This window comes from Roseburia sp. AF15-21 (assembly GCF_003479505.1).
GTDB lineage: Bacteria > Bacillota > Clostridia > Lachnospirales > Lachnospiraceae > Roseburia_C > Roseburia_C amylophila.
Genome location: NZ_QUHG01000004.1, coordinates 99,800 through 120,362, shown reverse-complemented (window position 1 = coordinate 120,362; position 20,563 = coordinate 99,800). Strand labels below are relative to the sequence as shown.

Below are 20,563 nucleotides of genomic sequence, written 5' to 3'. Positions count from 1 at the left end.
CCCTCGGCTATTTCTATTTAAGGAGGTGATTTTACACATTGAGAAGCAACAGACCCTATGTGCAGCTTGACCCTGCCGTGATTGAGCAGGCACGGCAAATGGACTTGCTGACTTATTTGCAACACTATGAGCCAAGTAATCTAAGGCGTGTGGCAGGCAATGTTTACTGTACCAGAGAACACGACAGCTTGAAGATTTCCAACGGCAAATGGTATTGGTGGTCGAGGGGCTTCGGCGGAGTTTCCGCCCTTGATTATCTTATCAAGGTCAAGGAATATTCCTTTGTGGAAGCCGTGCAAACTCTCACAGGCGAAGTCAGTAATTGGATACCGCCACCCCCTGCCCCAAAGAAAGAAGAACCGAAAGAATTGTTAATGCCAAAGAGATTTAAGAACTGTGACAGAGTGATACAGTATCTTTTTGGGCGAGGTATTGACTATCAGCTCATACAAGACTGCGTTGCGGACGGTACGATATTTGAAAGTGCCGAATACCACAACGCTGTTTTTGTTGGGAGGGACGAAAGCGGAACACCAAAGTATGCTGCCTGCCGCAGTACCCTCGGAAGCTCTTTTAAGCAGGACGCATCGGGTAGCGACAAGCGGTATTCGTTCCGACTGTTGGCAAGAGAGCCTTGCGTATCGGTGCATTTATTTGAAGCTGCCATTGATTTACTCTCTTATGCCACCTATTTAAAGTGTGAGGGAAAGGATTACAGAAAAGAAAATCTGCTCTCTCTTTCGGGTGTGTATCAGCCAAAGAAAGAGATGAAGGACAGCAAAGTACCGATTGCCCTGACCACATTTTTGAAAGCAAATCCCCATATCAAGACCATTGTCCTGCATCTGGACAATGACAAAACAGGTCGGCTCTGTACCGCCGCCCTCAAAGAACTTTTGAATAAGGATTACAAAATCGTTGACGCACCGCCGCCTGTCGGTAAGGACTTCAACGATTTTTTGTTGTCCTATTTAGGTCTGGAACAGCGAAAACCGAACCGTGAAAGGAGTGATGCCCGTTGATTGTCTGCTGATTTTGTAACCCGTAAACCAAGAAACAAAATCAATTTTAAGAATGAAAGTGAGGAAACTGACTAATGAAAAAGTATGCTGTTACCCTGCGTGGACACTATGAAAAGACTATCTCCGTCTATGCTGATACCCCAGAAGAAGCCAAGAAAAAGACCGAAATTGTCCTCTTTGATACCGACCTTATCGACTTTACCGATGATGATTTTGTCTGCGGCGAAGCCGATATTACCGAGTGTCTGGAGGACGGCTGTGAAGAAAATGCGGACGGGAACGGCGGTCTTGAGATGGAGGATTGCTCGGATTGTCCTTATTACTGTTCCGTGTGCGGAGAATGTATGTATGAGGACGATTGTGAAGATTAAGTCTTACCAAGCACTGAATTTGGCTAACCAAATTCGCTTGTTAGGGGCTGCCCCTAATACCCCATAAAAACAGGAACACCGCAAGGGTATCCCATTTTGCCGTGAAGAACACGGCATACAGAAGAAAGGAGTTTTTAAGAATGAATGAGCTTTTGTTTTTTATTATCGGCACAATGCTCGGCGGTCTGGTCGGCGTTGTGCTGATGTGCCTTTTACAGATAAACAGGCTCTCCCAAAGAGAGGAAGTGGAAAATGCGAAAACGAAATGTGCAGATACTTTTCCGCTTGAATGAGGAAGAAGCAGACTACCTTTATGACCTTGTCAAACGCTCTGGTCGTTCCAAAGAAGCGTTACTCCGTTCAATGGTCAAAGGGTATCGGCTCTGCGAGAAGCCAGACCCAGAGTTCTATCAGATTATGCGTGAGCTGTCCGCCATCGGCAACCGTATCAACCAGCTTGCAGTTAAGGCAAACGCCCTTGACTTTGTGGATACGCCTATGCTCCGTGAGGAAGTGAAAAAGTGGCAGCAGTTCCAGATGGATGTCCGCAAAAAATATCTACTCCCTAAAGGGAAGTCGGACTAATGGCAGTCTGCGAGATATGGGACGTACGTGGCAGGCTCGACCACCCAATCGACTATGCCAAAAATCCAGATAAGACCGCCAATCCGAAATATACCGAAGCTGACTTGCAGGCTCTCGGAGATGTGATGAAATACGCCACCAACGGCGATAAGACCGAGAAGCAGTTTTTTGTTACAGGCGTAAACTGCGATACCGCAACTGCCAGAGATGAAATGCTGATTGCCAAAGCCCAATGGAATGATGAAAGCGAGATTGTCTGCTATCACGGTTTTCAGAGCTTTAAGTCTGGAGAACTAACGCCAGAGCAGGCTCACGAGGTCGGAGTAAAACTTGCCGAGAAAATGTGGGGCGATAGATTTCAAGTGATTGTTGCCACCCACCTTAATACGGACTGTCTGCATAATCACTTTGTGGTCAACTCCGTTTCCTTTACGGACGGCAAGCATTATCACGACAACAAAGCGAACCTGCGGCTTCTGCGTCAGCGTTCCGATGAGCTATGCCGTGAGTATGCTCTGTCCGTGATTGAACACCCAAGCGGCAGGAAAAAGCCATACGCCCTTTATCAAGCGGAGAAGCAAGGACTTCCCACCAGAGATAATGTGGCAAGACAGGCGGTTGATGAAGCTATCTCAAAATCATTTACGCTCAAAGACTTTGACCGTCTTATGGCGGAAATGGGCTATAAATGCAGTTTTGACCCCAACCGCAAATATTGGACGATTATCGGCAGAGGTTGGAAACGCCCCAAGAGGTTATACAAGCTCGGAGAGGATTATACCAACGAGCGAATTATGGAGCGTATCCGTGAAAACTCCTACGCCGTAAAGTTTAACCGATTTACCGAGCCGACAAAACAGGTCAAAGCTTATCGACTTAAAGGTTCTTTGTCTGGAGCGAGAAAAATCGGGGGCTTGCGTGGGCTGTATCTCCATTACTGCTACAAGCTCGGTATCCTGCCGAAGGGCAGAAAACAAAATTATGCGAAGCTCCATTATATTCTCAGGGACGACCTTATGAAAATGGACGCTATCACAAAAGAAACAAGGCTGCTTTGCCGCTGTCACATTGACACCGCAGAGCAGCTTTTGTCCTATCAAGGCTCTTTGGAAACGGAAAAGAATGAGCTGACCGAACAGCGTAAGGAACTTTATTCCCAGAGCCGCAAATTAAGCGGCGAAGAAAAAGAAGCGGTCAAGGCTCAAATCTCCGACATTTCAAAAAGGCTTGGCGAAATCAGAAAGGAGGTCAGGCTCTGCGAGGGTATCGCCGCCCGTAGCGGTACGCTCAAAGAAAAATTGCAGACAGTGCGGGCAGATGAACAGGAAATTAAACGAAAGGAGCTGATGAAGAATGAACACAGGCGGCGATGCGGCGGAACAAATCGTGAGGATGAGCTTAGAGGGATTTGAGGTTGCCGCAAAACTGACAGGTGCAGGTGCGAAGAATATCGCTGTACTTCTGTATTCCATTCTCAAAGAGGAACAGAAAACCAAAGGTAAAGCAAGGCTGACAAGTATGCTCCGTTCTGGCAAGGAGCTGAAAGTCTTTACCGTGAAGAATGAGGACTTGAAACGCTTTACGCAGGAGGCGAAAAAATACGGCGTTCTCTATTGCGTTTTGGCTGACCGTAAGAACAAAGACCCCAATGCGGAGGTGGATGTGATTGCCCGTGCCGAGGACGCATCGAAAATCAGCCGTATTGTGGAACGCTTCAACCTTGCTTCGGTGGATACCGCTTCCATTGTGACGGAGGTTGAGAAAAGTAAGGATGAAAAAATCGATATGCCAGAGCCAGACATCGGCGTGCAGGAAAAGGCAGAGAAAGATAAGCTGCTCGACGCTCTTATGGGCAAGCCAACGCAAAAGGAGGAAAACTCTACAGAAAACCCCTCGGTGGCAAAGACAGAAAAATCCCCTCCGTCCGAGCCTTTATCCGAGAAGCCAAGCAAGTCCGCAGAGGGGGCTACTATGACTGACAGGAAACCGTCCGTCAAAGAGGAATTGCGGAAAATCAAGGAGAGCCGCAAAGAGCAGGAAGCCGACGCCCCTGTTGCCCAGGACAAAAGCAGGGCTTCCGACAGGGCAAAAGGTAAAGTCGGCAAGACTGAGCATAAGCAGCCACCGAAAAGAAAATCCCCTAAAAAATCGAAAGGAGAAAGATAAACAGTATGAGTATTTATGATGTTTTCAGCGGCGGTAATAAGCCGTATGACAAAGAACAGTGGGCGGCACAGAAACAGGCGGAGCGTAAGGAAGCCTATGAGCTGATTGACAACACCTGTTCGGAAATGGCGGTAAACGGCGACAGCTTCCGTCAGTATCTTGATGTGCAGGGGCGTTTTGACCGCTACTCCGTTGCCAATGCCGTTCTGGTATCGGCACAAATGCCCGAAGCGACACAGCTTAAAGATTACGGCAAGTGGAAACAGAGCCGTGTCTATGTGAACAAGGACGCACAGAAAATCACTATCCTTGAGCCGAGTAAAGAATATCTCCGTGATGACGGCACAAAGGCGGTATCGTATAACGCCAAAGCGGTCTATGACATTTCCGAAACCTCGGCAAAGGACAGGCAGGAAGCCGCAGAGCCGAAATCAATGCGTGAGCTTGTGTCCGCAATGATTGACGCAAGCCCCGTTCCGTTTCAGCCTGTTGATGACCTTGAGCTTCCTGCCTATTATGACAGCGAACAGCAGACTATCTTTATCCGCACAGGCTTGAATGAAGAACAGCTTTTCGTCAGTATGTCAAAGGAGGTCGCTGCGGCGGTTTATGATTTTAAGTACAACGAGAGCCGTAATGCTTCCGAGTTCAAAGCCTACTGCGTTGCCTATATGGTCAGCTCCCGTTACGGCGTGGATACCAGAGGTTTTAACTTTGACAGACTCCCGAAAGAGTATGCCGAAATGGAAACGCAGGATTTCAAGAGCGAGCTTGGTTCTATGCGTGATGTTCTGGGCGAGGTGCAGTCGGAAATGTATAAGAGTATGGAAAAGAACAAGCCTGCCAGAAACAAAGAACAGGAAAGATAATCGGAGGTGCAGCCTATGAAAGAAGAACGATACCACATCGCCCTTGACAGGTACGATAAGAATATCGTTTTGAATGCCTTAAACACCCTGCGTAATCAGCAAGTCAAGGAGGAACGCCCCACCGACCCTGTTGACGATTTGATAAGCACGGTGGCTCACGCTCCTACACGAAAGGTAAGGGTTATGCCCTGTAAGTGCCGTGAGGAACGATAGCGATAAGAAAGCGAGCTTAATCCTTGCACTCTGCGGTATCGTTCCTGTCGTGTGGTTTGCCCTGCTGACAGCACCTTTTGTCAGCGGCGGTCTGGTAGAGATAGTGCGAAGCCTGCCCCAAGCAATGAATAATCCGTTTTCCGTAACGGTGTGTGAGGACAGCCTAAAAACTGTCCTTATTTTTCTGCTTGCTTACGGTATGGGTATCGGTATCTATCTCTCCACACGCAGGAACTACCGCAGGCGTGAGGAACACGGCTCTGCAAAATGGGGCGACGCAGGGGCAGTCAACAAAAAATATCGGGATAAAGACCTGTCAGCAAATAAGCTGCTGACCCAGAATGTTCGTATCGGTCTGGACGGGAAAAAGCACAGAAGAAATCTGAATATCCTTGTGTGCGGCGGCTCTGGTGCAGGCAAGACAAGGTTCTTTTGCAAGCCGAACGCTATGCAGTGCAATACCTCAATGGTAATTTTAGACCCGAAAGGCGAAATCGTCCGAGATGTAGGCGGTCTTTTGGAGAAGAAAGGATATGAGGTGCGTGTGCTTGATTTAATCAATATGCAAAAGAGCTATTGTTACAATCCCTTTGTGTATCTAAGGAACGACAACGATGTGCAGCGGCTTGTGACCAATCTCTTTAAGGCGACCACGCCGAAAGGAAGCCAGTCGCAAGACCCGTTCTGGGATACGGCGGCAAGTATGCTCCTGCTATCTCTGGTGTTCTATCTGAAATACGAAGCACCGCCAGAGGAACAGAATTTCCCGATGGTAATGGAGCTTCTGCGTGCAGGCGAAGTCCGTGAGGACGACGACAGCTATGTAAGCCCTCTGGACGAATTGTTTGACCGTCTGGAGATGGTAAACCCAGAGCATATCGCCTTAAAGTATTACAGGGATTACCATTCTGGCTCTGCAAAGACCTTAAAGAGTATCCAGATAACCCTTGCGGCAAGGCTTGAAAAATTCAACTTGGAGAGCCTTGCAAGTTTAACCGCAACCGACGAGCTTGACCTGCCGAGTTTGGGCGAGAAGAAAGTCGCTTTGTTTGCTCTGATACCCGACAACGACACGAGCTTCAATTTCCTTGTGTCGATTTTATACACGCAGCTATTCCAACAGCTTTTCTATCTTGCCGACCACAAGTACGGCGGAAGCCTGCCCGTGCATTGCCACTTTATAATGGACGAGTTTGCCAATGTTTCGCTGCCCGATGACTTTGATAAGATACTCTCGGTTATGCGTTCCAGAGGTGTGTCGGTCAGTATCATTCTGCAAAACTTGGCACAGCTCAAAGCATTGTTTGAGAAGCAATGGGAAAGCATTGTGGGCAACTGCGACGAGTTTTTGTATCTGGGCGGTAACGAACAAAGCACACACAAGTATGTGTCGGAACTTTTGGGCAAGGAAACCATTGATACCAACACCTACGGAAAGAGTACGGGGCGAAGCGGTAACTATTCTACCAACTATCAAATATCAGGGCGTGAACTGATGACACCAGACGAAGTGCGTATGCTTGATAACCGCTACGCACTTCTTTTTATTCGTGGAGAACGCCCTGTTATGGACTTTAAGTATGACATCTTAAAGCACCCGAATGTGAAACTGACAACTGACGGAGGTCAGCCGCCGTATATCCACGGTGAACCGACGCAGGCTGTCGCAACCCTTGTATTTGACAACGCTTTGATGAAGAACGCTGTAAGCGTAAAGCCTGTTAAAACATCTTATGAACTTCTGTCCGAGGAGGACTTGGAGGAACAATTCAAAATTTAAGGAGGATTTATCTATGAAGTATTTTAACAAGAAGAACACCCAGAACAAGGAAACCACCAAACTGCCGATGACGGGCAAGTTAAAAAAGGGATTTCGTCATTACTGCGTGGCGGTACTCGCTGTCACAATGGTACTCGGAACTTCCGTGACAGCCTTTGCTGCCAACGACCCGATTACCGTAGTCAACAACCTTTCCGATTTTATCTTCGGTTTAATCCGTGCTGTCGGTATGATTTTGCTCGGCTTCGGTATCGTACAGATTGGTCTTTCGCTCAAATCTCACGACCCGTCCCAGAGAGCAAACGGCTTTTTGACCCTTGCAGGCGGCGTCATCATTACCTTTGCAAAAGAGATTTTGACTCTTATCACAGGCTAATATCAGACAATAAAAAGACACAAGACAGAGCTTACGGGGCAGATCCGCTTTGCGGTTTGCTCCGTAAGGCTATTTTAAGAACGGAGGTGGTTTAAGTGTCTGATAATTGGGTCGTACAGAATTTAGAAAACGCTCTGAATACTTGGAATGAGAAATTAGCGGAAATATGGCAGCTCGTTACCCAATCTCCAGAGCAGTTTAAGGGCGGTACGATATGGTCAGTTATCGTCAATATCCACGGTGCGTTGCAGGCTATCGGGCTTGCCCTGCTCGTATTGTTTTTTGTCGTAGGCGTAATGCGTACCTGCGGTAGTTTTGCAGAAGTCAAGAAGCCCGAGCACGCACTCAAACTCTTTATTCGATTTGCCCTTGCCAAAGGTGTTGTAACCTATGGCTTGGAGCTGATGATGGCTCTGTTTAATATCGTACAGGGCGTGATTTCCACCATAATGAATACCGTAGGTTTCGGTACAGCAGCACAGACAGTACTACCGCAGGAGATTGTAACTGCCGTTGAGGAGTGCGGATTTTTTGAGAGTATTCCTCTATGGGCGGTTACGCTTATAGGCGGTCTGTTCATTACGGTTCTGTCATTCATTATGATAATGTCGGTTTACGGACGATTTTTCAAGCTTTACCTTTATACCGCAATCGCTCCCGTGCCGTTATCTACTTTTGCAGGAGAGCCGAGCCAGAGTGTCGGCAAGAGTTTTATAAAAAGCTATGCCGCCGTTTGTCTGGAGGGAGCAATCATCGTCCTTGCCTGCATTATCTTTTCTCTGTTCGCAGCCACGCCCCCTGCGGTTGACCCCAACGCTGCGGCAGTATCAATGGTGTGGAGCTATATAGGAGAGCTTGTATTTAATATGCTTGTTTTGGTTGGTGCGGTCAAAATGGCAGACCGTGTTGTCCGTGAAATGATGGGCTTGTAAAGGAGGTGCAACCTATTGGAAGTCAAGATAAATAAGGAAATCCGTAACTACACGGAAAGTATGTTTTTTGGACTGTCACTAAGGCAGTTCATTTTTTCTGCCCTTGCCTGCGGCGTGGCTGTAGGTCTGTTTTTCCTGCTCCGTCCGCATTTCGGAACAGAAACCCTCAGTTGGGTATGTATCTTAGGTGCTTCGCCCTTTGCGATGATGGGCTTTGTGAAATACAACGGTATGACCGCCGAGCAGTTTGTCTGGGCGTGGATTAAGTCAGAGTTTTTGATGCCGAAAAAGCTGATGTTCCTGCCAGACAATCTCTACTATGAAGCATTGAAGCCTAATATCGAAGCCCGTGAGAAAGGTTTGCCTGTTGCTCAAAAGAAGCAGAAACGGCAGACGGTGAAGGCAGAGAAAAAGAAACCAAGAAAATCAAAAAAGCGTAAGGAGGCAGACTATGATAAAAACGCTTAGAAACCTGTTCAAGCAGGACAAGGAGAAATTTGTTGTGCCGAAGTCGGTGCAGGCGGTTATCCCCATTAAGACAATCTGGGAGGACGGCATTTTCCTTGTGGGCAAGAACAAGTATGCAAAGACCTTTAAGTTTGAGGATATAAACTATGCCGTGGCAAGCCGTGAGGACAAGGAAGCGATGTTCCTTGAGTATTCGGAGCTTCTCAATGCCCTCGACAGCGGTGCGACCACGAAAATCACTATCAACAACCGCCGCTTGAATAAGGCGGACTTTGAGCAGACCATTTTAATCCCTATGGCGGAGGACGGTTTGGATAAGTACCGCACAGAATACAACAAAATGCTCCTTGATAAAGCGACAGGAGCTAATTCTATCGTGCAGGATAAGTATGTGACCATATCCGTCTGCAAGAAGAATATCGAAGAAGCACGACACTACTTTGCCCGTGTGGGAGCTGACCTTATCGGGCATTTCTCAAGGCTCGGCTCAAAATCCACCGAGCTTGACGCAGAAGAAAAGCTCCGTATCTTCCACGATTTCTACCGCACAGGCGAGGAAACGGCATTCTGCTTTGATATGGTGCAGAGTATGAAAAAAGGTCACGATTTCAAGGACTATATCTGCCCCGATACCTTTGAGTTTGAAAAGGACTATTTCAGAATCGGCAACCGATACGGGCGTGTGATTTTCCTCAGAGAATATGCTGCCTATATCAAGGACAGTATGGTAGCCGAGCTTTGCGAGCTGAACAGAAATATGATGTTGTCCGTGGATGTCGTTCCCGTTCCCACAGATGAAGCGGTGCGTGAGGTGGAAAACCGTCTTTTAGGTGTGGAAACTAACATCACGAACTGGCAGAGAAAGCAAAACCAGAACAATAACTTTTCGGCGGTCATCCCTTATGACCTTGAACAGCAGCGGAAAGAAAGCAAGGAGTTTTTAGATGACCTGACCACCCGTGACCAGAGAATGATGTTTGCGGTGCTGACAATGGTGCATACGGCGGAAACTAAGGAACAGCTTGACAATGACACCGAAGCCCTGCTTACTACGGCAAGAAAGCACCTCTGTCAGTTTGCGGTGCTGAAATATCAGCAGATGGACGCACTCAATACAGCCCTGCCATTTGGTGTGCGAAAGATAGATGCTCTGCGTACCCTTACTACGGAAAGCCTTGCGGTGTTTATCCCGTTCCGTGTGCAGGAAATCTATCACGAAAACGGCGTGTATTACGGACAGAATGTAATCAGCAAAAATATGATTATCGCCAACCGCCGCCACCTGTTGAACGGCAATTCCTTTATCCTCGGCGTGTCTGGTGCAGGCAAGTCCTTTACGGCGAAAGAGGAAATGACGAATATCATTCTCACAGACCCTAACGCTGATGTGATTATTATAGACCCAGAGCGAGAATATTCGCCCCTTGTGAAAGCGATGCAGGGCGAGGTCATTCACATCTCTGCCACAAGTGAAAACCATATCAACGCTATGGATATGAACTCCGATTACGGCGACGGTGCAAACCCCGTTATCCTCAAATCGGAGTTTATTTTATCCCTCTGCGAGCAGCTCATCGGCGGTAGCACTCTGGGGGCAAAGCAAAAGTCTATCATTGACCGCTGTACGGCGAGCGTGTACCGCTACTATCAGCAGGGCAATTATCAGGGAACGCCGCCCACCTTGCAGGACTTCCGTGAGGAGCTGTTAAAGCAGAACGAGCCAGAAGCACAGGAAATCGCCCTTGCCATTGAGCTGTTTACGGACGGTTCTCTCAACACCTTTGCCAAGCACACCAATGTGGATACCAAGAGCCGACTTATCTGCTATGACATTTTAGATTTAGGCAAGCAGTTACAGCCTATTGGTATGCTTGTTGTCCTTGACAGCATCTTAAACCGTATCACACAGAACAGAGCCAAAGGCAGGAACACATTTATTTTCATTGATGAGATTTATCTGCTTTTCCAACACGAATACTCTGCGAATTTTCTCTTTACCCTCTGGAAGCGTGTGCGTAAATACGGTGCGTACTGTACGGGTATTACGCAGAATGTTGACGACCTCTTACAGAGCCATACGGCGAGGACAATGCTTGCAAACTCCGAGTTTATTATTATGCTCAACCAAGCGTCTACCGACAGGATTGAGCTTGCCAAGCTCCTTAATATCTCTGACCTTCAGATGAGCTATATCACGAATGTCGGTGCAGGACAGGGCTTGCTCAAAGTCGGCAGCTCTCTTGTGCCGTTTGTCAACAAGTTCCCACGAAACACCGAGCTTTATAAATTGATGACAACTAAATTTGGTGAGGTTTAGGAAAGGAGAATTTTCAATGTCTAATATCCGATTTCGCTCTGCAGCTCATCGGGATTTCTTTCTGGAAATGATGAACAAGAGCAAAGTAAACGACTGTTATCACAGAGCCTTTTTCTATGTAATGGGCATTGCCGCAGAAACGAGGGCAAACATTAACCAGATGTTTGACTTTAAGATGGACTGTATTGAACCAGAGGGTATGCACGGCGGCTGGCAGACAAGCGGCACGGTCAAGGTCTGCCACCTTGCCTTTAACCTCTGGAACGGATACACCGATAAGGAGCGTCCGCAGGACTTCACGCCAGAGGACTTATTCTGCTGTGAGTTTGCCCCCTACTTTATGGAGGGAATCAAGGTAAGGTATCCAGAGTATTGCAGGGAGCTTCCTGCACCGAAACAGCAGACGGAACATTCAAGATGAGAAAGGATAAGCTTATGAAAAAATATAAAATGCAGATTTGTATCGCTGCCGCTGTTGCCCTGTTGGGTACGGCGGTTTTTTGCGGCTTTCAGATTTATCACCATTATGCACAGGTGGAGGAACAGACGGAAGCCTTTGAACAGATGGCGGAGCTTGTGGAGCAGGCTCCCGAAGAAGCAATCCCAGAGGATACGCCTGTCAGTGAGGGCGAAGATGTGCTTGCGAAATACAACGAGCTGTATCTGCAAAATGAGGATATGGTCGGTTGGATTTCCATTGCCGGCACGAAGCTCAATTATCCTGTGATGCAGACCCCGAACAATCCGAATTTCTATCTGAAGCACAACTTTGAAAAGGCGTACAGTGATTTGGGAACGCCCTATATCCAAGAGAACTGCAACCTTTCAGAGAGCGACAATCTTGTGATTTACGGTCATCACATCAAGGGTGGCAAGATGTTTGGAGCGTTGGAGGACTACAAGGCAAAGAGCTTTTATGAAAAGCACAAGACCATTCAGTTTGATACGCTGACCGAGCAGGGCGAATATGAAATCGTGGCTGTGTTCAAGACTGTTGCGTACAGCTCGGAGGGCTTCCGCTATTACGATTTTGTGGATGCAGAAAATGAAGAAGCCTTTGATGCGTATGTTGCCAAGTGTAAGGAGCTTTCCCTGTATGATACGGGCGTGAGTGCCGCATATGGCGACAGGCTGATTACCCTTTCCACCTGTGAATATTCTGCCCAGAACGGCAGGCTTGTGGTGGTGGCGAAAAAGGTATCTTGATATGACCGCAAAACTTCTGGGAAAGGAGGTTTTGTATGGCGAATATAAAGACCAGAGATGCGGTCAAGGGTACGATTAAGACCATTGACAAGGCGGCTATCGCAGGTGAGCGTATGAAATCTGCCTATGCCAAGACAAAGGATAAGGCGGAACAGGGCTATTATTCTGAGGAAAGCTCTGCCACCGAGTATGCTTCCGATAAGGTGTCCTATGCGGCTGACTGTATCAAGGACGAGGGCATCCATCAATTCAATAAGCAGGGTCAGAAAAGTGTGCAGACCACAAAGGAAAATGTCGTCAAGGCAAAGGATAAGATTGCGGACTTTAAGACCAAACGGGCAATGAAAGCTGCCGAGCAGAAACAGGCACAGGCGGCTTCTGTACGAAGCGGCTCTGCTGTCCGTCAAAGTGCCGCTAACCGTGCGGCTGTTCCCGACACCCCTGCCCCGACCATAAAGACAAAGCGGCAGGTGGAAAAGACGATAAAACAGTCTGCCAAAAGTACAGGAAAAACGGTCAAGACTGCCGCCAAAGGTACGGTAAAGTCAGCCGAAAAAGGTGTTAAAACGGCTCATTCCACCTCAAAGGCGGCGATTAAGACCACACAGGCTTCGGCAAAAGCGGCACAGAAAACCGCACAGGCTTCTGTTAAGGCGACACAAAAGGCAGCACAGGCAGCGAAGGCAACGGCAAAGGCTACCGCCCAAGCGACAAAGGCGGCGGTCAGAGCGACTATCGCCGCTGTCAAGGCAATCATTGCAGGCACAAAGGCTCTAATTTCTGCCATTATCGCAGGCGGTTGGGTTGCGGTTTTGATTATCCTTATCATTGTGCTGCTTGGATGTGCAATATCCTTATTCGGCGGTGGCGGCAACAGCAACTCCTATACGCCAGTCAGTGCCGAGGTGGAAGCCTATGAGCCTTTGATACAGCAGTATGCAAGGCAGCACGGCATTTCTGAATATATGGAGCTGATTAAGGCGGTGATGATGCAGGAATCTGGAGGGCGTGGGAATGACCCGATGCAGGCTTCCGAGTGCGGATATAATACCCGTTACCCGAATACGCCAAACGGCATTACTGACCCAGAGTATTCCATCAATGTAGGTATCCAGAATTTAGCCGCCTGCCTGAGTGATGCGGAAGTGGAAAACCCGATTGATATGGAGCGTATCAAACTTGCTTTGCAGGGCTACAACTTCGGAAACGGCTATATCTCGTGGGCGAAAACCAACTATGGAGGATATTCCTATGCCAATGCGGTAGAGTTTTCTACTACACAGGCAGAACGCTTAGGGTGGGACAGCTACGGCGATACGCAGTATGTTTCCCACGTCCTGCGGTACTATCCATACGGACGGGCATTTACGGGCGGCGGCAATCAAGCCATTGTGGAGGTTGCCTTAACGCAGCTCGGCAATGAGGGCGGTCAGCCTTATTGGTCGTGGTACGGTTTTGACAGCCGTGTGGAATGGTGTGCCTGCTTTGTATCTTGGTGTGCCGACCAATGTGGCTATATCGAAAGCGGGCTTATCCCGAAATTTGCAGGCTGTGTGGACGGCTCGAATTGGTTTAAGGGCAACGGGCAATGGCAAGACCGAAGCTATGAGCCGCAGGCAGGCGACATCATCTTCTTTGATTGGGAGGGCGATGGAGAAACAGACCACGTTGGACTTGTGGAGCGTGTTGAGAACGGAACAGTTTATACTGTTGAGGGTAATTCTGGCGATGCTTGTCGTCAGAACAGCTATGCTATCGGCAGCAGCGTGATTTACGGTTACGGCGTACCTGCCTATTAAAAAAGGGCAAAAGAAAAACCAGAGGTTTTTTATTCCTCTGGCTCTTTTGCCTTACATAGACCATTTGCGGTTGCTTCAATAATTGCAAGCTCTTTATCATCAAGTTTATCAAGTAACGTATCGAGCTGTCTGCGTTGAGAAGTCTTTTCTACTTTTTCGTCAGCGAAAATAAACTCATCAAGCGAAATATGAAACATACGGACAAGATAAATAAAAAGCTGTATGCTCGGAAACTGACCCTCATTTTCAATGGACTGAACGTGACGGATGGAATATTCTATGATGCCTGCTAATTGCTCTCTTGTCATATTTTGTGCAATACGGGCTTTTTTAATCGCCTGCCCAATCGGTGCAAAGTCGATACCGAAGTTGTTATCTCTGCCATCCATTTAATCACCACCTGTCCTTGAATTTTCTACTCTATATTGTACAGAAATCTCACTTCTTATTAAAGAAAGTGACATTTCCTATAACAAGAGATATTATCTCCTGTTGCAAGAGAAGAAAATTCATATTTGCACACTTGTATTCTTCGGACAAACGAAGTATAATGTATATCATTATGTAGGAGGTGCGATATGGATTACATTACCACAAAAGAAGCAGCCGCAAAATGGGGCATATCAGATAGACGGATTTTACAGTATTGTAATGATAAGCGAATTGATGGGGCAGTTAAAATGGGCAATACTTGGCTGATACCTAAAGACGCTAATAAGCCTGCTGATGGTCGATATAAAATGAATAAAGAGAAACAACTTGGAACAAAAGGAGATTTGTTAGATGAATAAATATAAAATAATGCTTGTCGATGATGAACCAGATATTTTAGATTTGCTTGATAAGGCTCTTACCATAGAGGGATATTGTAATATTACGAAAATTGATAATGGGCTGTCTGCTATAAATACTTGTAAAGAAATAAATCCAGACATTATTGTTTTAGATGTTATGCTTCCCGATATTGACGGTTATGAGGTGTGTAAGAAAATCCGTGAAATTTCGCATTGTCCAATTCTTTTTCTTTCTTCTAAAAATGACGAGTTGGATAAAATACTTGGATTGGCTGTCGGCGGTGATGATTATGTAACAAAGCCATTTAGTCCGAAAGAAATTGCATATAGGGTGAAAGCACAATTACGCCGTGCAGAATACAAGTACAATCCTAAACAAGATTTCTCTGTCAGAATAGGCGAACTGATGATTGACGCTGACGGCTGCCGAGTAATGAAAAACAATAAAGAAATCGAATTGACTGCAAGAGAATTTGAAATATTACAATATTTAGCTCAAAATGTAGGGCGGATTATCAGCCGAGAACGCCTGTATGAAACTGTATGGGGAGAGGACAGCTTTGGTTGCGACAACACTATTATGGTGCATATCCGCCATTTGCGTGAAAAATTAGAAGATAATCCTACTGCTCCACAATACATTATTACAATGAAAGGCTTAGGATATAAGTTGGTAAATCCAAATGAAAAGTAAAAGAAAATATAAGTTGCTTGGCAGAACAGTAGCTTTTATTATCACATTGATTTTAATGATTTGCATAATGGCAATCGGCTTGTTTTATTACATATTCTCAATTCCTGAGCCATATGGAATCAGTATCACAGATTTTCCGAAGAATTTTACAAATAGCTATACGGTGTGGACAACCTATGAAAATGGAAAGCTAACGATAGAAGAAAAAGGTCTGAAGCGACTGGACGAATATGGTTTATGGATTCAGTTTATTGATGAAAACGGCGAAGAAATATTCTCTCATAATAAGCCAGAAAACTTTCCTACAAAATATACCGCCGCCGAGTTGCTTGCACTTACTACAAGCGATTATGAAAATGGTTATACGCTGTTTGTAAACATCCTTGATGATACAGACAAAGAATGTAGTTACATTGTTGGATTTCCGTATGATATTGGGAAATATATGCTCTATTATAACGGCTCAAGAATTTCACGGCTTTCTCCAGCGGCAAAGCTGCTTACTATGGTCGGATTCGGGATTTTAATGATTTTTATTTTTGCTTACAGTGTTTGGCTTTCACGTAAGCTGTCAAAGGTTACAAAAGGTATAAGCGGAATATCACATCGTACTTATACGCCGTTAAAAGAAAATGGCATATTCAGCGAAGTCTATCAAGAATTAAATAAAATGTATTTTGATATTCGACACGCCGATAAAGTAAATGAAGATACAGAACGGGTACGTAGAGAATGGATAACCAATATTACACACGACTTAAAAACGCCACTTTCTCCGATTAAGGGATATGCAGAGCTGCTTACGGACAGTTCCAATCTCACAGGTGAAACTTCAAAAGAATATGGAGAAATCATTTTAAGGAATGTCAATCATACAGAGAAGCTGATTAACGATTTGAAAATGACTTATCAGTTGGATTCTGGTGCATTTGCGTATAGTCCAAAAGAAACACAACTCACACGCTTCATAAGAGAGTTGGTTATTGATATAGTGAATGACCCTGCTTTCTCAAACCGCAATATTGAATTTGAAAGCAATACTGATGAATGTATTGTTTTGATTGACCCAGATTTATTCCGCCGTGCCATTCAGAATATTATCATAAACGCATTGACACACAATCCGCCCGAAACAAAAGTATTGATTTCTACTCGTATAGATGTTCAAAGCAATGTCCATATATCAATTTGTGATAACGGAGTAGGGATAAGTGAAGATGAATTACCAGAACTCTTTAGCAGATATTATAGGGGAACAAGTACGAAAGAAAAATCTGAGGGCAGCGGACTTGGACTTGCTATTGCAAAACAGATTATAGAGCTTCACGGTGGGAATATTACAGTGAGCAGTAAGCGTGGGAAAGGGACAAAGTTTGAGATTTCCATTCCAGAACAAAGAAAATAGTTAAGGTTAAATTAAGATACGCAAAAGCCACACCTAAGATGGGTAGTTTATGCTATAAGCATAGGCTGCCTTTTCTTTATGCCTATTAAAATGGACAGGAGGTTTTTGTATGGAATTACAGTTACAAGAATTAAATAAACAGTACGGGACAAAGTGTGCTGTAAACAATGTGAGTGCGACATTAACATCTGGGGTCTATGGACTTCTTGGAGCGAATGGTGCGGGTAAGACAACCCTTATGCGAATGATATGCGGCGTGCTAAAACCAACCTCTGGCAGTATCAGATTAAACGGAAAGTCGATTGGTGAATTAGGAGAACGATATTATACCCATTTAGGTTATATGCCGCAGGATTTCGGCTTTTATCCCGATTTTACTGCACGTGAGTTTATGATGTATATGGCTGCTGTAAAAGGTCTTGATAAACGACAAGCAGTATCCAGAACGGAAGATTTACTCAATATGGTAAATCTGAAAGATGTAGCGGACAAGAAAATTAAATCTTATTCGGGAGGTATGAAACAGCGTTTGGGCATTGCACAAGCAGAGCTAAATAATCCATCTATCCTTATTTTAGACGAGCCGACAGCAGGACTTGACCCAAAAGAGAGGGTGCGTTTTCGTAATATTATATCTGATTTAGCAAAAGAAAAAATTGTTGTATTATCTACACATATTGTATCAGATGTTTCGTATATCGCTGATACAATTTTGATGATGAAGCAGGGACAATTCATTTTGCAAGAGCCGATGACCACGGTTACAGACCACATTCAAGGAAAGGTTTGGGAACTATTTGTCCCTGAAAGAAAGGCTGATGAATATAGCAGGCATTTTTCTGTTGTCAATCTTCATCACGAAAATAATATGGTACGATTACGCATTGTAAATGAAACCGCACCATCAGCAGATGCCTATACGGTAGAGCCAAGTTTGGAGGATTTATTTTTGTATCATTTTGGCGAAGAAACACAGGAACAGGAGGAAAAATAAGTATGTTGATTAAATATGAGTTTTTAAAAATTTTGCGTAAAAAGTCAACTTTAATTGTTATGGTGGTCAGTTTACTTTTAACAGCGTTTCTTTTTGGATTACCTATTATGCGATATCAGACCTATAATCAATACGGTGTTATAAAAGGCACAGAGGGTATTGCATACGAAAAGGCACAAGCCGAGAAATATGCTGTTCCTTTGACTGAGGACTATGTAACCGAAACAATCCAGGATGTGCAGAAACTTTTTGAAAATCCAGATAATATAGGAACAGATGGAAATGAACAGTTTTTAATAGGCGATGCCTATTGGAACAACATTGCACCGAGAGAAAAAATGCTTACTTTGATTGCAAAAGCTTATAGTAAGCCCAATGAATATGTTGGCTATAATAGTATGCCAGATTTAGATGTATCAAACGGAGCAGATTTCTATCAAGCAATGGAAAGCAAGAGGGAAAACATACTCAATGCTCCATCTTCTAATTTATCCAACGAGCAAAAAGATTATTGGAGAAATATGGCAAGCAATATAAATATGCCGTTAAAATATGGCTATTTTGAAGGTTGGGAGATTATTACAACTTCTTTTGAACTTTTAATGTTTGCTATATTAGCAATCTGCATTGTGATAGCTCCCGTTTTTTCTGGCGAATATCAAGCAGGTACTGATGCTGTAATTTTGTCTGGGAAATACGGAAAAACAAAATTGATAACGGCAAAAATTTTAGCTTCTCTTTTGTTCGGAACTATTGCATTTGTACTTCACATTATTGTGGCGTGTGGATTGCCGCTAATTGCATTTGGTATAGATGGGTGGAATTTACCGTTGCAGGCAGCTGGTTTATCAATCCCATATCCGTTTACATTTCTGCAGGCGACTCTAATCAATGTAGGCGTTATTTACTTGGTACAGTTGGCAATGATTGGGCTGACGCTCCTTTTATCTGCAAAAATGAAAAGTCCTTATCTTGTTTTGATTGTACTTGTACCAATACTTTTCATTCCGTTGTTCTTGGCACCAAATGGAACGACAGGAATATATAACCTTACTCTGTTTTTATTACCTTATCGTGCAACTATCCCCGAATTAGGTAAATATATTTCTTATCAGTTTGGAGGGTTGGTATTGGATACATTTTCTATGAGGGTAATAGTATATGCTGCATTAACAGTAATAACGCTTCCACTTGCCAGATTAGGATTTAAGAAACATCAAGTTGCATAAGGAGAGATATGAAAAAGAAAAAATTGATTATCATCGGAGTTGTTCTATTTGTTATGATAATTGTTGCTGTAATCACAATTAATCAAGTTTCTAAATGGTCTGAAATGTCATTTGAGGCGATTGTTCAAGAAACTGTTACTCAATCAGATGGCGAAATCCGTTTGATAGTTGAACGGACAACAGAGATTTATGGAAGTCCATTTAATTCACTTTTAATTAGTGATAGCACTAAGTTAGTAGACGAAGAAGATAATATAATATCAATTACAGATTTTAGTCGAGGTGATACCGTAATGGTGGTATTGAAAGACTCATTTGATGAAGAACTTATCTTTTATTATCCTACCGTTTATCAAGTAAGGCTTATAAGCTCGGAAAAATAGTTAAAAAAAGAAAGAAACCCACTGAATAAAAAAAACGGTGTTTTTGGTGGGCTGTTTCTTCACGCTCAGATAAACAGAAATCCCTCCAGACCCGTTTGAGTTTGGAGGGATTTCTTATGTGTTGGTCAAGTACCGACAATTCACTGCTTATCAGAAGCAGTAGCTTTCTACATAGCAACACGGATTAGCGAGGATAGTCTGTTAAAAAAATCCTTGCTTCAGCGAAGGAGTATTCTGCTTCACAGGTAGAAGCTAAATATCTATATAATAGAAACAATAACACCTATATCCGCATTGGTTTGACGACCTTTGCGGATTTTCTTTTGTCGTTTTTTGCAGAAATACGCCGCAGGGCTATTTCTGCCGTGGGATGCCGTTCTCCGCCTTTCAATCTGGATTTACAAAAAAATTCAGATTGGAGGTAACAGATTATGGCTTACAACAAAGCCAAAGAAGAACGGAAATGGCGGCTCTGGAAAGAAGCCGAAGAAAAGAAACTGCGAAGTTTAGGTGTCAGCGAGGATGCTATTGAACAGCTCCATATCCATGACTGGGCGGTTTTCAATTCCGACAGGAGGTATTATCAGCGTTTGCAAGACGCAGGTACATACCTTGAGGAGATTGCAGAACAAGACCAACCGATAGAAGCAAAAACGGTTGAGGATTTACTTGCCGACATTGAAAACGAAAAGCTCTATGCCGTTTTGATTAAAGTGGACAAGCAGACTTTACAGGCGTTGTTGCTCAAAATGCAGGGCTATTCTACCCAAGAAATTGCATCGAAGCTCGGTATCACGGAAAAAGCTGTTTACAGGCGAATGGACAGGCTCAAAGAAAAAATAAAAAAGTTTTTTGAATAGAGGGGAAATTTGAGGTTTCCCACGGGCTACTGGGTGAGAGGACAAAAACTCTTACCCAGTTTTCCTTTGTGTGGCGAAGATTGGGCAGTTCCTTGACAAC

24 protein-coding genes are annotated in these 20,563 nt (G+C 44.7%); 23 read left to right on the top strand and 1 reads right to left on the bottom strand.

The window, feature by feature from the left end; translation table 11 throughout:
- The first annotated feature begins 38 nt into the window (after positions 1-38).
- From DWW33_RS07590 to DWW33_RS07515, 16 genes are all read left to right on the top strand, one after another.
- On the top strand, positions 39-1,022 hold the full coding sequence (locus DWW33_RS07590) for a DUF3991 and TOPRIM domain-containing protein (RefSeq protein WP_079767411.1): 984 nt from the start codon (positions 39-41) through the stop codon (positions 1,020-1,022).
- 74 nt (positions 1,023-1,096) lie between these two features.
- On the top strand, positions 1,097-1,393 hold the full coding sequence (locus DWW33_RS07585) for a hypothetical protein (protein WP_074044973.1): 297 nt from the start codon (positions 1,097-1,099) through the stop codon (positions 1,391-1,393).
- Positions 1,394-1,533: 140 nt separating this feature from the next.
- Positions 1,534-1,686, top strand: a complete 153-nt coding sequence (locus DWW33_RS16220; RefSeq protein ID WP_006506509.1) for a DUF3789 domain-containing protein — start codon at positions 1,534-1,536, stop codon at positions 1,684-1,686.
- A complete protein-coding gene (locus DWW33_RS07575) occupies positions 1,646-1,978 on the top strand; it encodes a plasmid mobilization protein (protein ID WP_118639196.1) in 333 nt (110 codons plus the stop codon). The genes DWW33_RS16220 and DWW33_RS07575 overlap by 41 nt, the downstream gene beginning before the upstream one ends.
- Complete coding sequence (locus DWW33_RS07570) at positions 1,978-3,390, top strand: relaxase/mobilization nuclease domain-containing protein (protein ID WP_006506507.1); 1,413 nt, start codon at positions 1,978-1,980, stop codon at positions 3,388-3,390. Before DWW33_RS07575 ends, DWW33_RS07570 begins: the two co-directional genes overlap by 1 nt.
- Positions 3,332-4,144 (top strand): PcfB family protein, encoded by an 813-nt coding sequence (locus tag DWW33_RS07565; RefSeq protein ID WP_040390093.1) that lies wholly within the window; start codon positions 3,332-3,334, stop codon positions 4,142-4,144. The genes DWW33_RS07570 and DWW33_RS07565 overlap by 59 nt, the downstream gene beginning before the upstream one ends.
- A 5-nt stretch (positions 4,145-4,149) precedes the next feature.
- Positions 4,150-5,013, top strand: a complete 864-nt coding sequence (locus DWW33_RS07560; RefSeq protein WP_006506505.1) for a hypothetical protein — start codon at positions 4,150-4,152, stop codon at positions 5,011-5,013.
- A gap of 15 nt (positions 5,014-5,028) precedes the next feature.
- A complete protein-coding gene (locus tag DWW33_RS07555) occupies positions 5,029-5,226 on the top strand; it encodes a hypothetical protein (RefSeq protein WP_021983580.1) in 198 nt (65 codons plus the stop codon).
- The gene (locus DWW33_RS07550) at positions 5,213-7,006 is read left to right on the top strand and encodes a VirD4-like conjugal transfer protein, CD1115 family (RefSeq protein ID WP_118639195.1); all 1,794 of its coding nucleotides are present in this window, start codon (positions 5,213-5,215) and stop codon (positions 7,004-7,006) included. Before DWW33_RS07555 ends, DWW33_RS07550 begins: the two co-directional genes overlap by 14 nt.
- Before the next feature lie 13 nt (positions 7,007-7,019).
- Entirely contained in the window at positions 7,020-7,382 is a 363-nt protein-coding gene (locus tag DWW33_RS07545) for a hypothetical protein (protein ID WP_006506503.1), read from the top strand.
- Positions 7,383-7,477: 95 nt separating this feature from the next.
- Complete coding sequence (locus DWW33_RS07540) at positions 7,478-8,314, top strand: hypothetical protein (RefSeq protein WP_006506502.1); 837 nt, start codon at positions 7,478-7,480, stop codon at positions 8,312-8,314.
- Between the two features lie 15 nt (positions 8,315-8,329).
- Positions 8,330-8,782: a PrgI family protein gene (locus DWW33_RS07535; protein WP_040390092.1), complete on the top strand. Its 453-nt coding sequence runs from the start codon at positions 8,330-8,332 to the stop codon at positions 8,780-8,782.
- Positions 8,766-11,099 carry a VirB4-like conjugal transfer ATPase, CD1110 family gene (locus DWW33_RS07530; RefSeq protein WP_006506500.1) on the top strand — a complete coding sequence of 778 codons (2,334 nt, stop codon included), beginning with the start codon at positions 8,766-8,768 and terminating at the stop codon, positions 11,097-11,099. Before DWW33_RS07535 ends, DWW33_RS07530 begins: the two co-directional genes overlap by 17 nt.
- 16 nt (positions 11,100-11,115) lie before the next feature.
- Positions 11,116-11,520, top strand: a complete 405-nt coding sequence (locus DWW33_RS07525; RefSeq protein ID WP_006506499.1) for a DUF6075 family protein — start codon at positions 11,116-11,118, stop codon at positions 11,518-11,520.
- A gap of 14 nt (positions 11,521-11,534) precedes the next feature.
- Positions 11,535-12,305, top strand: a complete 771-nt coding sequence (gene srtB, locus DWW33_RS07520) for a class B sortase (protein ID WP_040390110.1) — start codon at positions 11,535-11,537, stop codon at positions 12,303-12,305.
- Positions 12,306-12,340: 35 nt separating this feature from the next.
- Positions 12,341-14,104 (top strand): lysozyme family protein, encoded by a 1,764-nt coding sequence (locus tag DWW33_RS07515; protein ID WP_006506497.1) that lies wholly within the window; start codon positions 12,341-12,343, stop codon positions 14,102-14,104.
- Positions 14,105-14,133: 29 nt separating this feature from the next.
- Here the strand turns inward: DWW33_RS07515 and DWW33_RS07510 are convergent, their stop codons facing one another.
- Positions 14,134-14,493: a helix-turn-helix transcriptional regulator gene (locus DWW33_RS07510; RefSeq protein WP_006506496.1), complete on the bottom strand. Its 360-nt coding sequence runs from the start codon at positions 14,491-14,493 to the stop codon at positions 14,134-14,136.
- Between the two features lie 189 nt (positions 14,494-14,682).
- On the opposite strand from DWW33_RS07510, the gene DWW33_RS07505 reads away from it, so the two are divergent.
- The 7 genes from DWW33_RS07505 to DWW33_RS07470 all read left to right on the top strand — a co-directional run bounded on the left by DWW33_RS07505 (position 14,683) and on the right by DWW33_RS07470 (position 20,463).
- Complete coding sequence (locus DWW33_RS07505) at positions 14,683-14,895, top strand: helix-turn-helix domain-containing protein (protein ID WP_006506495.1); 213 nt, start codon at positions 14,683-14,685, stop codon at positions 14,893-14,895.
- Positions 14,888-15,592, top strand: a complete 705-nt coding sequence (locus DWW33_RS07500; RefSeq protein WP_118639194.1) for a response regulator transcription factor — start codon at positions 14,888-14,890, stop codon at positions 15,590-15,592. Before DWW33_RS07505 ends, DWW33_RS07500 begins: the two co-directional genes overlap by 8 nt.
- Positions 15,582-16,997 carry a sensor histidine kinase gene (locus tag DWW33_RS07495; protein WP_006506493.1) on the top strand — a complete coding sequence of 472 codons (1,416 nt, stop codon included), beginning with the start codon at positions 15,582-15,584 and terminating at the stop codon, positions 16,995-16,997. Before DWW33_RS07500 ends, DWW33_RS07495 begins: the two co-directional genes overlap by 11 nt.
- Before the next feature lie 109 nt (positions 16,998-17,106).
- On the top strand, positions 17,107-17,991 hold the full coding sequence (locus DWW33_RS07490; protein WP_006506492.1) for an ABC transporter ATP-binding protein: 885 nt from the start codon (positions 17,107-17,109) through the stop codon (positions 17,989-17,991).
- Between the two features lie 2 nt (positions 17,992-17,993).
- Entirely contained in the window at positions 17,994-19,220 is a 1,227-nt protein-coding gene (locus DWW33_RS07485; RefSeq protein ID WP_006506491.1) for an ABC transporter permease, read from the top strand.
- Between the two features lie 8 nt (positions 19,221-19,228).
- Positions 19,229-19,603 carry a hypothetical protein gene (locus DWW33_RS07480; protein ID WP_118639192.1) on the top strand — a complete coding sequence of 125 codons (375 nt, stop codon included), beginning with the start codon at positions 19,229-19,231 and terminating at the stop codon, positions 19,601-19,603.
- A 431-nt stretch (positions 19,604-20,034) separates the two neighbouring features.
- Complete coding sequence (locus tag DWW33_RS07470) at positions 20,035-20,463, top strand: RNA polymerase sigma factor (RefSeq protein ID WP_006506489.1); 429 nt, start codon at positions 20,035-20,037, stop codon at positions 20,461-20,463.
- The last annotated feature ends 100 nt before the right edge of the window (positions 20,464-20,563 follow it).

Excerpts from the sequence above, each read along its gene's own strand:
- DWW33_RS07495 (WP_006506493.1), top strand. The coding sequence starts at position 15,582 with ATGAAAAGTAAAAGAAAATATAAGTTGCTTGGCAGAACAGTAGCTTTT.
- DWW33_RS07500 (WP_118639194.1), top strand. The coding sequence starts at position 14,888 with ATGAATAAATATAAAATAATGCTTGTCGATGATGAACCAGATATTTTA.
- DWW33_RS07530 (WP_006506500.1), top strand. The coding sequence starts at position 8,766 with ATGATAAAAACGCTTAGAAACCTGTTCAAGCAGGACAAGGAGAAATTT.
- DWW33_RS07515 (WP_006506497.1), top strand. The coding sequence starts at position 12,341 with ATGGCGAATATAAAGACCAGAGATGCGGTCAAGGGTACGATTAAGACC.
- DWW33_RS07525 (WP_006506499.1), top strand. The coding sequence starts at position 11,116 with ATGTCTAATATCCGATTTCGCTCTGCAGCTCATCGGGATTTCTTTCTG.
- DWW33_RS16220 (WP_006506509.1), top strand. The coding sequence starts at position 1,534 with ATGAATGAGCTTTTGTTTTTTATTATCGGCACAATGCTCGGCGGTCTG.
- DWW33_RS07575 (WP_118639196.1), top strand. The coding sequence starts at position 1,646 with ATGCGAAAACGAAATGTGCAGATACTTTTCCGCTTGAATGAGGAAGAA.
- DWW33_RS07560 (WP_006506505.1), top strand. The coding sequence starts at position 4,150 with ATGAGTATTTATGATGTTTTCAGCGGCGGTAATAAGCCGTATGACAAA.
- DWW33_RS07505 (WP_006506495.1), top strand. The coding sequence starts at position 14,683 with ATGGATTACATTACCACAAAAGAAGCAGCCGCAAAATGGGGCATATCA.
- DWW33_RS07570 (WP_006506507.1), top strand. The coding sequence starts at position 1,978 with ATGGCAGTCTGCGAGATATGGGACGTACGTGGCAGGCTCGACCACCCA.
- DWW33_RS07470 (WP_006506489.1), top strand. The coding sequence starts at position 20,035 with ATGGCTTACAACAAAGCCAAAGAAGAACGGAAATGGCGGCTCTGGAAA.
- DWW33_RS07480 (WP_118639192.1), top strand. The coding sequence starts at position 19,229 with ATGAAAAAGAAAAAATTGATTATCATCGGAGTTGTTCTATTTGTTATG.
- DWW33_RS07555 (WP_021983580.1), top strand. The coding sequence starts at position 5,029 with ATGAAAGAAGAACGATACCACATCGCCCTTGACAGGTACGATAAGAAT.
- DWW33_RS07485 (WP_006506491.1), top strand. The coding sequence starts at position 17,994 with ATGTTGATTAAATATGAGTTTTTAAAAATTTTGCGTAAAAAGTCAACT.
- DWW33_RS07545 (WP_006506503.1), top strand. The coding sequence starts at position 7,020 with ATGAAGTATTTTAACAAGAAGAACACCCAGAACAAGGAAACCACCAAA.
- DWW33_RS07510 (WP_006506496.1), bottom strand. The coding sequence starts at position 14,493 with ATGGATGGCAGAGATAACAACTTCGGTATCGACTTTGCACCGATTGGG.
- srtB (WP_040390110.1), top strand. The coding sequence starts at position 11,535 with ATGAAAAAATATAAAATGCAGATTTGTATCGCTGCCGCTGTTGCCCTG.
- DWW33_RS07490 (WP_006506492.1), top strand. The coding sequence starts at position 17,107 with ATGGAATTACAGTTACAAGAATTAAATAAACAGTACGGGACAAAGTGT.
- DWW33_RS07565 (WP_040390093.1), top strand. The coding sequence starts at position 3,332 with ATGAACACAGGCGGCGATGCGGCGGAACAAATCGTGAGGATGAGCTTA.
- DWW33_RS07585 (WP_074044973.1), top strand. The coding sequence starts at position 1,097 with ATGAAAAAGTATGCTGTTACCCTGCGTGGACACTATGAAAAGACTATC.